This window comes from Corallococcus sp. NCSPR001 (genome assembly GCF_017309135.1).
GTDB lineage: Bacteria > Myxococcota > Myxococcia > Myxococcales > Myxococcaceae > Corallococcus.
In genome coordinates this window covers 4,630,381-4,643,251 of sequence record NZ_JAFIMS010000002.1, presented here as the reverse complement: position 1 = coordinate 4,643,251, position 12,871 = coordinate 4,630,381, and the positions used below count along the sequence as shown (strand labels likewise).

The window sequence follows — 12,871 nt, the reverse complement described above, 5'->3', positions numbered from 1 at the left end:
CACCCTCCAGGCGCCGCGCCGTTCATCGATGCACGTTTCGCCGGGGCTCCCTCCGGGCCGACTGGCCATCCGACGGCGAAAACCCGAAGTTCCATGACCCGGCGATGAAGACGCGCCTGGGCATGGAGGCACATGAGCGCGGTGGACGACATCCTGCGAGGAGGTGGCGCGTGTGGCGCCCTGCTTCGGCAGGTGGACTGGCCGAAGACGCCCCTGGGCCCGGTGGAGACGTGGCCCCAGTCGCTGCGCACGGCCGTCGGCATCGTGCTCGCGTCCGATTATCCGCTGTACGTCGCGTGGGGTCCGGAGTTCGTCCAGTTCTACAACGACGCGTACCGGCCCATCTGCGGACGCACGAAGCACCCCGCCGCCCTGGGACAGGCCGCGGCCGTCACCTGGCCGGAGGTCTGGCACATGCTGGGCCCCGGCTGGGAGCGCATCCGCCAGACCGGCGAGGCCATCTTCGTCACGGACTTGATGATGCCGCTCGACCGCAACGGCTTCGTCGAGGAGTGCTACTTCACCTACAGCCACTCGCCCGTGCGCGACGAGTCCGGCGATGTGGCGGGCATCTTCGCGGCGCTCACGGAGACCACCGGACAGGTGGTGGGCACGCGGCGGCTCGACATGCTGCGCGAATTGGGCGCCTCCACCGCGGACCGGGCCACCACGGACGAGGCCTGCCGTGAGGCCATGCGCGTCATCGCCGCGGCGCCGCTCGACGTGCCCTTCGCCCTGCTCTACGTGGTGGATGACGCCACCGGCACCGCGAGGCTCGCCGGGACGAGCGGGCTCGCCGCGGGAGATGCGCTCGCTCCCGGGTCGCTGCCCCTCCCGGAGGGCGAGGCGAGCGCGGCCTGGCCCCTGGGCGCCTCCGCGAGCACCGGCGCGGCCTTCCTCTGGGAGAAGCTGCCCGGAGCGTCAGGCACCGTCGCGGTGGGCCCGTGGCCGGAGGGAACGGCGTCCGCGTGGGTGCAGCCCCTGCCGCGCGTGGGACATGCGCGGCCCGCGGGCTTCCTGATCACCGGGCTGAGCCGCCGGCTGGCGTTCGATGCGAAGTACCAGGGCTTCCTGGAGCTGCTGGCCCGGGGCGTGACGACCGCCATCTCGCAGGCCCGCGCTCGCGAGGAGGAACGCCGCCGCGCCGACGCCCTGGCCGCGTTGGATCGCGCGAAGACGGACTTCTTCAGCAACGTGAGCCACGAGTTCCGCACGCCGCTGGCGCTGATGCTGGGGCCGGTGGAGGACGGCCTCCAGGATGCGCTGGAGCCGCTCGGCCCCCGGCAGCTCGAACGGCAGCGGACGGTGCACCGCAACGGCCTGCGGCTGCTCAAGCTCGTCAACACGCTGCTGGAGTTCTCCCGCATCGAAGCGGGCCACCTGCACACGACCGCGGTGCCCACCGACCTGGCCGCGCTCACCCGCGGGCTCGCCAGCGGCTTCCGCTCCACCGTGGAGCGCGCGGGCCTGACGCTGGACGTGGACTGCCCCCCGCTGCCGCACCCGGTGAAGGTGGAGCCGGATCAGTGGGAGAAGATCGTCCTCAACCTCATCTCCAACGCGTTCAAGTTCACGCACCAGGGCGGCATCCGCGTGAGCCTGCGCTCGCACGAAGCGCAGGTGGTGCTGCGCGTGGCGGACACCGGCACGGGCATCCCTCCGGAGGAACTGCCGCGCATCTTCGACCGCTTCCACCGCGTGCAGGGCGCGAAGGGGCGCAGCTACGAGGGCAGCGGCATCGGGCTCGCGCTGGTGCGGGAGTTGGTTCGCCTGCATGGCGGCGACGTGCGGGCGGAGAGCCACCTGGGCCAGGGCACCACGTTCACGGTGACGCTGCCCGCGGAGGGGACCTCCATGGCCGCCCCTGTCGGGGATACGTCCACGCCCGCGCACGTTCCGGCGAGCGCGACCGCCGCGGCGTTCCTGGAGGAGGCGTCCGGCTGGATGGGGCCAGAGGGCACGCCGACCATGCTCGCGAGTGGCACGGCCCCCGCTCCCCTCACGAGGACCGTGGGCGGCCACATCCTGTTCGCGGACGACAACGCGGACATGCGCGCGTATGTGCGGTCGCTGCTCGCGGACCGCTTCGAGGTGACGCTCGCGGAGAACGGACAGCAGGCGCTGGAGTCGTGCCGGGCCCGGATGCCGGACCTCGTCGTCAGCGACGTGATGATGCCGGAGCTGGATGGCTTCGGGCTCCTGCGGCGGCTGCGCGAGGACCCGGCGACGGCACACGTGCCCGTCATCCTGCTGTCCGCGCGCGCCGGCGAGGAGGCCACGGTGGAGGGCCTGCGCATGGGCGCCACCGACTACCTGGTGAAGCCGTTCTCCGCGCGGGAGCTGCTGGCGCGCGTGGAGGGAAACCTCGTGGCGGCGCGGGCGCGCCGGGAGCAGCGTCAGGCGGAGCGGGAGCGCGAGAAGCTGATCGCGGTGGTGGAGCAATCCTCGGACCTCATCGGCATTGGTGGGCCGGACGGACGGGCGCTGTTCGTCAACGAGGCGGGCCAGCGGATGCTGGGGCTGGAGGGGCCGGAGGCGGTGCGGCGCACGCACCTCTTCGACTACTTCCTGGAGGAGGACCGCTCCTACGTGCGCGAGGTCATCCTGCCCAGGCTGCGCGAGCGCGGGCGCTGGGACGGCGAGTTCCGCCTCCGGCATTTCCGCACCGGGGCGGCGGTGCCCGTGCACTACAACTTCTTCATGCTGCGCGATGCCGCGACGGGCGAGGACATCGGCATCGCCACGGTGAGCCGCGACATCACCGAACGCCACCGGCGCGAGGCGGAGGCGCGGGAGCAGCGGGAGTTCGAACAGCAGCTCATCGGCATCGTCAGCCACGACCTGCGCAGCCCCATCAACGCCATCCTCCTGTCGGCGAACGCCCTGCTGAAGCGCGACGATCTGGGAGAGCGCGCGACGAAGAACACCGGCCGCATCATCAGCAGCGCCGAGCGCGCGAACCGCCTCATCCGCGACCTGCTGGACGTGACCCAGGCGAGGCTGGGTGGAGGGCTGCCGGTGCACCGCCGCCGCATGGACTTCCACGAGGCCACGCGCCACGCGCTGGAGGAGGTCCAGGTGGCGTTCCCGGAGCGGCAGGTGCTCCTGGACGCCCAGGGCGACGGCCTGGGCTCCTGGGACGAGGAGCGGCTGGGCCAGGTGGTGCAGAACCTGGTCACCAACGCCCTTCGCTACAGCGAGCCGGGCTCCACGGTGCGCGTGTCCACGCGCGAGGAGGGGGACAACCTGGTGCTGGAGGTCCACAACCGGGGCCGCCCCATCCCGCCGGAGATGCTGCCCACCCTCTTCCAGGCCATGCGGCGCGGCCCTCAGGACGAAGGCCGCTCCTCGCGCAGCGTGGGGCTGGGGCTCTACATCGTGCAGCAGGTGGCGCGCGCGCACGGAGGCCACGTGAGCGCGGCCTCCAGCGAAGCGGACGGAACCACGTTCACGGTCCGCCTGCCGAGGGAGGCGCCCCCCGCCTACGATACCGTTTCCTGAGGCCCTATTCGTCCGCCCGGAGCGCGATGGCGGGCGTCACGCGCAGCGCGCGGCGCGCGGGCAGCCAGCTGGCCACGAGCGCCACCGCGCCCAGCAGCAGGGGCACGCCCCCGAAGGTCAGGGCGTCCAGCGCGCCCACGCCGTAGAGCATCCCCGCGAGGCCGCGCGCGAGCGCCGCCGCCCCCACGAGCCCCACCCCCACGCCAATGGCCGCCAGCCGCAGCCCCTGCCCCACCACCAGCCACAGCACCTGCCGCTCCGTCGCGCCCAGCGCCATGCGGATGCCCAGCTCGCGCGTGCGCTGGCTCACCGTGTACGCCAGCACGCCGTACAGCCCCACGCCCGCCAACGTCAGCGCGAGCACCGCCATGGCCGTGAGCAGGCCGCTCATCACGCGCGTGCGGCCCAGGCTCTCCTCCACCACGGCCTCCAGGTCGCGCACCTGGACCCACGGCAGATGGGGATCCACCGCGCGAAGCTGTTCGCGCAGCGCGGGCAGCAGCGCCTGCGAGTCCCGGCTGGCGCGCACGGCGAGGACCATGAACAGGCCCTCGAATTGATCCATGGGCAGGTACACCTCCGCGCGCGGCTCCTCCGCGAGGCTCGCGTGGTGCACGTCCCCCACCACGCCCACCACCTCCCGGAACGGCTCGCCGTCGAGCGTCAGCCGCGCGCGCTGGCCCAGCGCGGAGCCCTTCGGCAGGAAGCGCCGCGCGAAGGTCTCGTTGACCACCATCACCGGCGCCGCGCCCGCGCCATCCGCGCGGCTCACGTCGCGGCCCTCCTTCAGCGGGATGCGCAGCGTGGCGAAGTACCCGTCGCTCACCGCGCGGAAGTTGACCGCTTCGCGAGCCTGGGCCTCCTGCTCCGTCTCACCCGGGAGCACCACCGCGCTGAAGCCGTTGCGGTTCCACAACGGCAGCGTGCTGGCCAGCCCCGCCGACCGCACCGACGGCAACGCCCGCACCCGCGCCAGCAGCTCCGCGCTCACCCGCCGGCGCCGGGGGTCATCCTGCCCGTAGGCCTCGCGGGGGAAGGACAGGTCCATCGCGCTGACGCCGCGCGGGTCGAAGCCCGGCGCCACGGCGTGAAGCGCGTGGAGCGTGCGCAGCATCAGGCCCGCGCCCACCAGCGGCACGAGCGCCAGCGCGACCTGCGCCACCACCAGCACGGCCCGCGCCCGCATCGGCCCGGTCGCGCCCTTCCCTCCGCGAAGCCCTCCGAGCGCCCCCTTCGCCTCGGCGCGGGATGCGCGCAGCGCGGGCACCAGGCCGAAGAGGACGCTGGTCGTCAGGGACAGGCCCGCCGCGATGGCGAGCACGTGCGGCTCCAGCCGGAGCTCCTCTGGCGACACCACCTCCCCGGGGACGAACACGCGCAGGAGGTCCATCCCCCACAGCGCCAGCAGCAGGCCGACCGCGCCGCCCATCAGGGCCAGCACCGCGCTCTCCACCAGGAACTGCCGCACCAACTGTCCCCGGTCCGCGCCCAGCGCCGCGCGCACCGCCACCTCGCGCTCGCGGGCACTGGCGCGCGCGAGCAGCAGGTTCGCCACGTTGGCGCACGCCACGCACAGCACCAACGCCATCACTCCGGCCAGCAGCCACAGTTGCTCGCGCGAGGTCTCCACCACCTGTTGATGCAACGGCACCAGCCGCACCCCGGGCACCGCCTCCGTCCCGCCCATCGTCGCGGCCCAGGCTCGCGAGTGCTCCTCCAGCTCCGCGCGGGCGCGCTCCAGCGGGACACCCGGCCGCAACCGGCCCACGCCGCGCAGGTAGAGCTCCTCCGAGGCCTGACCTGGCGGCGCGGGGGGCAGCGACTTCCACAGGTCCACGCCCGGCCAGAAGCGGAACGACGCGGGCAGCACGCCCTGGACGACGTGAGGTGCGCCATCCAGCGTGAGCGTCTGGCCCACCACGTCCGCGCGTCCACCGAAGTGGCTCCACCAGAAGGCGTGGGACACGAGCACGCTCTGGTCGCGCCCGGGCACCGGGGACTCCGGTCCGAAGTCCTGTCCCCGCTCGGGCCGCACGCCCAGCATGGATAACAGGCCCGGGGTCGCGAGCCCCGCGCGCACCCGCTGCGCCGCGCCCGGACCGGTCAGCGTGTAGTCCATCGCGGTGACACCCTCGATGGCCTGGAAGGCGCCGGGGCGTTCGCTCCACGCATGGAGGTACGAGTACGCCACCCCGCCCCGCTCGCGCTGCGGCGTGGATTGATAGAGGCGCAGCAGCTCCTGCGGTTCGGGGTACGGCAGGGGCTTGAGCAGCACCTGGTACACGAGGCTGAAGACCGCGGTGGTGGCCCCGATGGCGAGCGCGAGCGTGGCCACGACCACCGTGGTGAACACGGGCTCGCGGCGCATCCGGCGCAGTGACAGGCGGACGTCTTGGAGGAGCTGGGACATGGTGTCGGTCCGGGGCGGGCTGCAACTCTAGCGCCACGGCCGCCCCGTGGGTCGGCGGGCCCCCGGGTCGGAGGCGCGGTGTCCGCTGGTGGCACGTGGCGTCCCGCAAGCGGACAGCGGCCCTCTTTTTCGGAAGGCAGGCGCGAGCATGGGCGATATGGATCGCGCATGCGAAACGCACTGATGGCGGCATCGTTCCTGGCCCTCGCGGGCTGTTCCCACTCGACGCCCACGGCTCCGGCGTCCTCCCCCCAGGCGCAGGCGGCGGCCGTGTCCTCGCAGGCGCTGGTGGACGCGCCGGACCGCCCGGAGGCGGACCGCAAGCTGGACGCGGGCCGGCATCCCGCGGCCCTGCTGGACTTCGTGGGCGTGAAGCCCGGCATGCACGTGGCGGAGCTGATGGCGGGCGGCGGCTACACCACGGAGCTGCTGGCGCGCGCGGTGGGGCCCGAGGGCAAGGTGTACGGCGAGAACCCCAGCGTCATACTGGAGAAGTTCGCGGCGAAGCCGTGGCAGGAGCGGCTGGCGCGGCCGGTGAACCAGAACGTGGTGCGCCTGGATGGCGAGCTGGACGCGCCGTTCCCGCCCGAGCTGAACGGCACGCTGGACGCGGTGGTGAGCCACATCATCTACCACGACACGGGATGGCTGGGCGTGGACCGGGCGAAGATGAACGCGGCGGTGTTCCAGGCGCTCAAGCCGGGTGGCGTGTACGTCATCCTCGACTCCAGCGCGAAGCCGGGCACGGGCATCACGGAGGGCCAGACGCTGCACCGCATCGACGAGCAGCTGGTGCGCGACGAGGTGCAGGCCGCGGGCTTCAAGCTCCAGGACGAGAGCAACACCTGGCGCAATCCGGAGGACACGCGCGACTGGAGCTCCAGTCCTGGAGCCGCGGGTGAGCGCCGGGGCACGAGCGACCGGTTCGCGCTGAAGTTCGTCAAGCCGTAGGACGGGGATCCACGGATGGCCGTGCGCAAGTTCAAGGCGAAGCTCGAAGTGGCCAACGACCAGGGAGGCCGGTTCGTGCGCTGTCCGTTCGACAGCAAGGAGGCCTACGGCGAGGCACGGCCCCCCGTGGTGGGCACCGTCAACGGGCAGCCCTTCCGCAGCCGGTTGATGGTGTACGGAGGCATCACCTACCTGGGCTTCACCAAGGACGTGCGCGAGGCCGCGGGCGTCGAGGACGGCGCGACCCTGAGCATCACGCTGGAGCGGGACACGGCACCTCGGGAGCTCGAGGTGCCGGAGGATCTCCAGCGTGCGCTGGACGCGGAGCCGGAGTTGCGGGACGTGTTCACGAAGCTCGCGTTCACGCACCGCAAGGAGTTCGTGAAGGCGCTCACTGAAGCGAAGAAAGAAGAGACCCGCGCCCGTCGCCTGGCCCAGACCCTGGAGAAGCTGCGCGCCAAGGTGGCCAAGGCGTGACCTTCACGCAGACAGTGTCTGCTAGCGGCAACCTGGGGCGCTCATGCGGACCGGATCAAGGCTGAAGTAGCCTCCACCCGCATGGCCTCATCCATCCCGGCACGTCCTGCCCGCGGCGTTGACGACTCGAACGCACGCATCACCGCCTGTGGTGTGTCGATCGGGCTCTACGTCATCGCCTGTTTCCTGCCCGCGCTGATTACACGCACTCCGCACGGCGGGGGAGACTCGGCGACGAATGGGGCGTTCCTGCTGCTCATCGGCATCACGGCCGTGGTTTCGGGGAACTTCGGTTGGTTCGCCAATCCCCTGCTGCTCGTGGCGCTCTTCATGCTTGGGCTGGGGAAGGACCGGAAGGCGTTCTGGTTCGGCGGTGCGGCGTGCATCCTCGGGCTGTCTTCGATCTTCGGGATGGGCGCCTACCGCTCCGACGTGCAGGGGACCGCCATCGGCTTCTATGTCTGGATGGCCAGCCTGTTGATCGTCCCTGTTACGGCGCTCCTCCTTCAAAAGTCCCCTTCCCGATGACCTCGCCCCGGCCAGCGACTTCCGCGCACGCCCAATCCCAGCAGCGCACACGCCTCATCGCCTGTGGTGCATCGGCCCTGCTCTTCGTGCTCGCCTGCGCGACGCCCGCGATGACTGTGTTCAACACGGGCCAGCGTGCCGAGGAGCATCTGTGGGGCATGGTGCTGCTGCTCCTGGGGTGGCTGGGCGCGTTCATGTTCCAGTTCGGTTGGTACGCGAACCTCCTGCTGGCCCTGGCCTTTGTCCTGCTCCTCGCGGGTGCGGACCGCAAGGCGTTCTGGGTCGGCTGCGCGGCGTGCATCCTCGGGCTGTCGTCGCTCACCTGGTACGTGAACCCCCTCCTCAGGTGTCTTCGTCACCCGAACCGAAGGCCTGACCTCTCACCGCCGTGAGCAGCAGGTCGTACTTGCCGCCTAGGAACGTGCGGAAGCCGTGCTGGTGTAGGTAGCGGCGATAGAAGGACAGGTCCTTCACCAGCAGCGACAGGTCGGGCTCGCGCAGGTTGCGCACGCGCGCGCCGTACACGACCTCTCCGTCGCGGAAGCGTGAGTTGGGGAAGCCCAGCACCAGCGAGGCCTTGGGCTCCAGGTGCTCCTGCACCAGCTTGCGCAGGAGCGCCCGGTCATCCACGCCCGGGCTCTGCAACGTGCCCACCGACACCACCGCGTCGAAGCGGCCCAGGTCCGAGGGCAGCGCGTTCAGGTCCGCCTGAATGAATGCATGGCGCGGATCCGGAAACGCCGCCCGTGCCTCCTCCAACGCGCTCGCGCTGTGGTCCACGCCGACGAAGCGGATGCCCTCCACCTCCGCGAAGGCCGCCAGCTCATCCCCCCGGTTGACGCCCAGGTCCAGGAGCCTCGCGCCCGGTGACAGCGCCAACCGCCCCACCGCCTCCAACCAGGGCAGGAGGAAGCCCGCGTCCTCGAACTTCCGCACGCGCGCGAAGTCGGACGCGGCGCCATAGCGCTCCTGCGGCGCCTCCGTCCGCGCCCCGCCTCCCGCGTGCCACGAAGCCTCCGATCCCAGCGGCTCGAGCGTGAGCCGCACGTGCGTCGCGTCCACCGAGCGCGGTGTGCGCAGTCGGCACGACAGCCCTTCCGCCAGGTCACACCAGCTCCGCAGCGGCCGGTGCACGAGCCCACCCTCCACGTGCTCCCCGGGATAGCGCCCGTGGCCCAGGTCCGGATCCGGCACGTCGATGGACACGGGCCCGGACGACACCCGCGCCTCCAGGTGGCGCAGGACGACGATCAACGGCTCGGCGTGGAAGCGGCGAGGGCTTTCGGCGGAGGAGCTCGACGACATGCGCCGCACCCTACCCCGCGTGGCTCAGGGGGACTCCACCACGATCTTCCTGCCCACGTCTCCGCACCTGCCCGTGCGGGTGCGCCTCGCCATCGACGCGCTCGCGCAGAAGCTGCCCGGCCCCATCAAGTGACGGCAGGCGATGCGGCCGCCCGCCGCGCCTGGACCTGCTCCCACACGAACGCGATGACCAGGAACCCGCCGCCCACCGCGCACACGCCCCGCCAGCCCCCGTGGTCCCACGAGATGGCGGAGAGCGCGGAACCGCAGGCCCCGCCCACGAAGTAGAACATCTTGTAGAGCGTGTTGAGGCGCGTCTGCGCGGTCGGGTGCAGGCGGTACAGCTCCGTCTGGTTGGACACCGTGGCGGCCTGCGCCCCCAGGTCCAGCAGTACCACGCCCGCGATGAGCCCGGCCCACAGCGTGCCGAAGGCGGCGAACACCCCGAAGGCCGCCAGCATCGTGACGATGCACGCCCGGACGATCCGCCGCGCGCCAATGCGCTGCGCGTGCCGGCCCGTGACGTTCGCGGCGAGCGCCCCCACCGTCCCGATGAGCCCGAACATGCCCGCCGTGCCCGGCCCCTGGTGGTACGCGTCACTGCTCAGGAAGAACGCCAGCGACGCCCAGAACGCGGAGAGCGCCGCGTACATCAGGGCGCCCGTGAGCGCGATGGCCCGCAGCCCCGGCACGTCCCGCAGCAGCGTCCACAGTGATTGCAGGAGGCGCGGATACGTCAGCCGCGTGGAGGACTCGTAGCGAGGCAGTCCCAGCCGCAGCGTCATCGCCAGCCCCACCATCGTCGCCCCGGCCGCGAAATACACCCCGCGCCAGCCCAGGTGGGTCGCCACGAAGCCGCTGAGCGTGCGGGAGATGAGCACGCCCACCAGCGCGGCGCTGAGCACCACGCCCAGGTTCCTCCCCCGCTCCTCGGGCGAGCTGAGCGCCGCGACGAAGGGGATGAGGATCTGCACCAGCACGGACGTCAGCCCGATGGCCACGCAGGCGAACAGGAACAGGGGGAACGTGGGCGCCAGGCCCGCCGCGAAGAGCGCCGCCGCCGCGAGCCCCAGCATCGTCACCAGCAGGCCGCGCTTCTCCAGCACGTCGCCCAGCGGCGTCAGGAGCACCAGGCCCGCCACGTAGCCCAGCTGCGACACCATCGGCACGGAGCCCACGGCGGAGGCGGACAGGCCAAAGGTCCGCGCGATGACGCCCAGGAGCGGCTGGCTGTAATAGACGTTGCCCACCGCGAGCACCGTCGCCGTCGTCATCGTCCACAGCAGCCGGCGATCCAACGGCGCGGACTGAGGCACGGCGGCGGGGAGCGTGGCGGAGGAGGTCTCCATGCGACATGCCTAGCGCTCCCCCTCCCATACTTCCAATATATCCTGGGTCTGGAGTCCAGACCTGGAGCGTATGGACCATGGAGCTGCGCCACCTGCGGTACTTCGTCGCGGTCGCGGAGGAGCTCAGCTTCACTCGGGCCGCGAAGCGGCTGCACATCGCCCAGCCGCCGCTCAGTCAGCAGATCCGCAAGTTCGAGACGGAGCTGGGCGGAGCCCTCTTCGAACGCGAGGCCCGCGCGGTGCGCCTCACGAAGCTGGGGCGCGAGCTGCTGCCGGAAGCGCACCAACTCCTGGAGCGAGCGAAGCGGTTCCAGGAGCACGCGGCACGGCAGGCCCGGGGCGAACAGGACGTGCTGGTGCTGGGCCTCATCTCGTCATTCGCGACGCCCCGGTTCGCCGCGATGCTGCGCGCCTTCCAGAAGAAGGTGCCCGGGGTCCACATCGAGCTGAGCAACCATCCGTCCGCGTGGCAGCTGGAGGCCCTGGAACGGGGCACGTTGGACGTGGGCATCCTGCGCCCTCGCGAGCGGATGCCGCCGGACGTCGTCTCGCACCTCATCCGCCGGGAGCCCTTCCGGCTGGCGGTGCCCGCGCGGCATCCCTTCGCGAAGCGCAAGGCGGTGACCTGGAAGGACCTGCGGGATGAACCGCTCGTCCTGGTGGAGCCCGGCGTCGCGCCGCCGGACTACTACGCGGGGTTCTTCGACCGGCTCCGTGACGCGGGGGTCGCTCCGGCGGTGCGCCAGTACGCGCAGAACGTGGCGACGAAGATCTGGTTCGTCTCCGCGGGCTTCGGCATCGCGCCCATGCCGCACACGCCCGACACGGAGCACCACTCCGGCGTGACCTTCATCGACCTGCCGGCGGACGCGCCGGTGACGAACACCGTCATCGCCTGGCGCAAGGCCGGAAGCTCCCCGGCCCTGCTGCGGTTCGTCGAGTTCGCGCGCGAATCCTTCGCCGCGAGCTGAACGCCGTTACGACGCCTGCCCCGCCACCGCCCGCCGGATGCCCTTCAGCTTGTCGGGGTTGCGCGTGACGTAGATCGCGACGATGCGGCCATCCTCGATGGCGAACGCCGTGGTCTGCAGCTGCCCGTCCTGCTCCATCGTGACGTACGCGGGCAGGCCGTCAATGGAGCCCTCGTGCACGAGCTGCGCCGAGCCCACGGCCGGAACGCGCCGCACGCCTTCGAAGAAGCGCAGCAGCTTCTCCCGGCCGTAGATGGGATTGAGGACCGCCTTCACCTTGCCGCCGCCGTCGGCGTACATGATGGCGTCCTGTGCAAGCAGCGCCTGGAGCGCCTGCATGTCGCCGCTCCGCGACGCGGCATGGAACGCCGAGGCCAGCTCGTGGCCCTTCGCCTCCGTCACGGGGAAGCGGGGCCGGGCCTCCTGCACGTGGGCCCGCGCGCGGCTGGCGAGCTGGCGACAGGCCGCCGGTTCGCGGTCGAGGGCCTTCGCCACCTGCTCGAAGTCCATGCCGAACACGTCGTGCAGGAGGAACGCGGCGCGCTCCAGCGGGGACAGGCGCTCCAGGGCCATCATCAGGGTCAGCGTCAAGTCGTCGCCCTCCACTGTCTCGATGATGGGCTCTGGGAGCCAGGTCCCCACGTACTCCTCGCGCCGGACGCGCGCGGACTTCAGGACGTCCAGACACAGGCGCGTCACCGTGCGGACGAGCACGGCCTCGGCGTCCCGCACGGCCTCGCGGTCCGTCTGGTGCCAACGTAAGTACGCCTCCTGCACCACGTCCTCCGCCTCCGCGACGATGCCCAGCATCCGGTACGCGATGCGGAGCAGCCGGGGGCGGAGCGGGTCGAAGACGTCCGCAGGGTTTGGATCAGGCGGCTTCACTGCGAGCGGTCACCGGGTGGATGGCCCGGAAGCCGATGGCGAACCGGTTCCAGGAGTTGATGACACCAATCATGAGGGTCAGCTTCACGATCTCCTCTTCGGTGAAGTGCGGCTTGAGCGCAGCGTAGTCCTCATCCGGGGCGTGCGTCTGGGAAACGAGCGTCAGGGCCTCGGTCCAGCCCAGGGCCGCCCGCTCACGCTCGGTGTACAGCGGCGACTCGCGCCAGCCATCCAGCAGGTAGATGCGCTCCTCGCTCATCCCCTGGGCACGGGCGTCACGGGTGTGCATGTGGATGCAGAAGGCGCAGCCGTTGATCTGGGACGCGCGGATCTTGACCAGCTCGCGGAGGCTCGGCTCCAGGCCCAGGGCCTCCACCTTCTTGCTGAACTCGAGCATCAGGTTGACGGCTTCCGGCGCGACGGCGAAGGCATTCATGCGGGTCTTCATGTGCAGCTCCTCGTTCTGGGGGGACAACGTTTTGAAAGCGATTCGA

At 71.4% G+C, this 12,871-nt stretch carries 12 protein-coding genes; 7 read left to right on the top strand and 5 right to left on the bottom strand.

From position 1 onward, the window contains the following. Positions 1 to 132 precede the first annotated feature (132 nt). On the top strand, positions 133 to 3,501 hold the full coding sequence (locus JYJ93_RS20995; RefSeq protein ID WP_206793943.1) for an ATP-binding protein: 3,369 nt from the start codon (positions 133 to 135) through the stop codon (positions 3,499 to 3,501). A gap of 4 nt (positions 3,502 to 3,505) precedes the next feature. Here JYJ93_RS20995 and JYJ93_RS20990 read toward each other — a convergent pair whose 3' ends face one another. Next, complete coding sequence (locus JYJ93_RS20990; protein WP_206793941.1) at positions 3,506 to 5,911, bottom strand: ABC transporter permease; 2,406 nt, start codon at positions 5,909 to 5,911, stop codon at positions 3,506 to 3,508. A 168-nt stretch (positions 5,912 to 6,079) separates the two neighbouring features. On the opposite strand from JYJ93_RS20990, the gene JYJ93_RS20985 reads away from it, so the two are divergent. From JYJ93_RS20985 to JYJ93_RS20970, 4 genes are all read left to right on the top strand, one after another. Next, positions 6,080 to 6,862 carry a class I SAM-dependent methyltransferase gene (locus JYJ93_RS20985; RefSeq protein WP_206793939.1) on the top strand — a complete coding sequence of 261 codons (783 nt, stop codon included), beginning with the start codon at positions 6,080 to 6,082 and terminating at the stop codon, positions 6,860 to 6,862. Between the two features lie 15 nt (positions 6,863 to 6,877). Next, positions 6,878 to 7,339 (top strand): YdeI/OmpD-associated family protein, encoded by a 462-nt coding sequence (locus JYJ93_RS20980; RefSeq protein ID WP_206793938.1) that lies wholly within the window; start codon positions 6,878 to 6,880, stop codon positions 7,337 to 7,339. 81 nt (positions 7,340 to 7,420) lie between these two features. Further along, positions 7,421 to 7,867 carry a hypothetical protein gene (locus tag JYJ93_RS20975; protein WP_206793936.1) on the top strand — a complete coding sequence of 149 codons (447 nt, stop codon included), beginning with the start codon at positions 7,421 to 7,423 and terminating at the stop codon, positions 7,865 to 7,867. Then, positions 7,864 to 8,259 (top strand): hypothetical protein, encoded by a 396-nt coding sequence (locus JYJ93_RS20970; RefSeq protein ID WP_206793934.1) that lies wholly within the window; start codon positions 7,864 to 7,866, stop codon positions 8,257 to 8,259. The genes JYJ93_RS20975 and JYJ93_RS20970 overlap by 4 nt, the downstream gene beginning before the upstream one ends. Here the strand turns inward: JYJ93_RS20970 and JYJ93_RS20965 are convergent. After that, complete coding sequence (locus tag JYJ93_RS20965) at positions 8,210 to 9,172, bottom strand: class I SAM-dependent methyltransferase (RefSeq protein WP_206793932.1); 963 nt, start codon at positions 9,170 to 9,172, stop codon at positions 8,210 to 8,212. The two genes, JYJ93_RS20970 and JYJ93_RS20965, sit on opposite strands and share 50 nt — an antisense overlap. On the opposite strand from JYJ93_RS20965, the gene JYJ93_RS40635 reads away from it, so the two are divergent. Beyond that, a complete protein-coding gene (locus JYJ93_RS40635) occupies positions 9,171 to 9,305 on the top strand; it encodes a hypothetical protein (RefSeq protein WP_269012443.1) in 135 nt (44 codons plus the stop codon). The genes JYJ93_RS20965 and JYJ93_RS40635 overlap by 2 nt on opposite strands. Here JYJ93_RS40635 and JYJ93_RS20960 read toward each other — a convergent pair. Next, positions 9,298 to 10,521, bottom strand: a complete 1,224-nt coding sequence (locus JYJ93_RS20960; protein WP_206793930.1) for an MFS transporter — start codon at positions 10,519 to 10,521, stop codon at positions 9,298 to 9,300. The two genes, JYJ93_RS40635 and JYJ93_RS20960, sit on opposite strands and share 8 nt — an antisense overlap. Positions 10,522 to 10,598: 77 nt before the next feature. On the opposite strand from JYJ93_RS20960, the gene JYJ93_RS20955 reads away from it, so the two are divergent. Beyond that, positions 10,599 to 11,492 carry a LysR substrate-binding domain-containing protein gene (locus tag JYJ93_RS20955; RefSeq protein WP_206793927.1) on the top strand — a complete coding sequence of 298 codons (894 nt, stop codon included), beginning with the start codon at positions 10,599 to 10,601 and terminating at the stop codon, positions 11,490 to 11,492. A gap of 6 nt (positions 11,493 to 11,498) precedes the next feature. On the opposite strand, the gene JYJ93_RS20950 is transcribed toward JYJ93_RS20955, so the two are convergent. Beyond that, positions 11,499 to 12,377, bottom strand: a complete 879-nt coding sequence (locus JYJ93_RS20950; protein ID WP_206793925.1) for a sigma-70 family RNA polymerase sigma factor — start codon at positions 12,375 to 12,377, stop codon at positions 11,499 to 11,501. Then, positions 12,364 to 12,825, bottom strand: coding sequence for a carboxymuconolactone decarboxylase family protein (locus tag JYJ93_RS20945; protein WP_206793924.1), 462 nt, complete (start codon positions 12,823 to 12,825; stop codon positions 12,364 to 12,366). Before JYJ93_RS20945 ends, JYJ93_RS20950 begins: the two co-directional genes overlap by 14 nt. Between the last annotated feature and the right edge of the window lie 46 nt (positions 12,826 to 12,871).

Excerpts from the sequence above, each read along its gene's own strand:
- JYJ93_RS40635 (WP_269012443.1), top strand. The coding sequence starts at position 9,171 with ATGCGCCGCACCCTACCCCGCGTGGCTCAGGGGGACTCCACCACGATC.
- JYJ93_RS20945 (WP_206793924.1), bottom strand. The coding sequence starts at position 12,825 with ATGAAGACCCGCATGAATGCCTTCGCCGTCGCGCCGGAAGCCGTCAAC.
- JYJ93_RS20980 (WP_206793938.1), top strand. The coding sequence starts at position 6,878 with ATGGCCGTGCGCAAGTTCAAGGCGAAGCTCGAAGTGGCCAACGACCAG.
- JYJ93_RS20975 (WP_206793936.1), top strand. The coding sequence starts at position 7,421 with ATGGCCTCATCCATCCCGGCACGTCCTGCCCGCGGCGTTGACGACTCG.
- JYJ93_RS20960 (WP_206793930.1), bottom strand. The coding sequence starts at position 10,521 with ATGGAGACCTCCTCCGCCACGCTCCCCGCCGCCGTGCCTCAGTCCGCG.
- JYJ93_RS20995 (WP_206793943.1), top strand. The coding sequence starts at position 133 with ATGAGCGCGGTGGACGACATCCTGCGAGGAGGTGGCGCGTGTGGCGCC.
- JYJ93_RS20985 (WP_206793939.1), top strand. The coding sequence starts at position 6,080 with ATGCGAAACGCACTGATGGCGGCATCGTTCCTGGCCCTCGCGGGCTGT.
- JYJ93_RS20955 (WP_206793927.1), top strand. The coding sequence starts at position 10,599 with ATGGAGCTGCGCCACCTGCGGTACTTCGTCGCGGTCGCGGAGGAGCTC.
- JYJ93_RS20970 (WP_206793934.1), top strand. The coding sequence starts at position 7,864 with ATGACCTCGCCCCGGCCAGCGACTTCCGCGCACGCCCAATCCCAGCAG.
- JYJ93_RS20965 (WP_206793932.1), bottom strand. The coding sequence starts at position 9,172 with ATGTCGTCGAGCTCCTCCGCCGAAAGCCCTCGCCGCTTCCACGCCGAG.
- JYJ93_RS20990 (WP_206793941.1), bottom strand. The coding sequence starts at position 5,911 with ATGTCCCAGCTCCTCCAAGACGTCCGCCTGTCACTGCGCCGGATGCGC.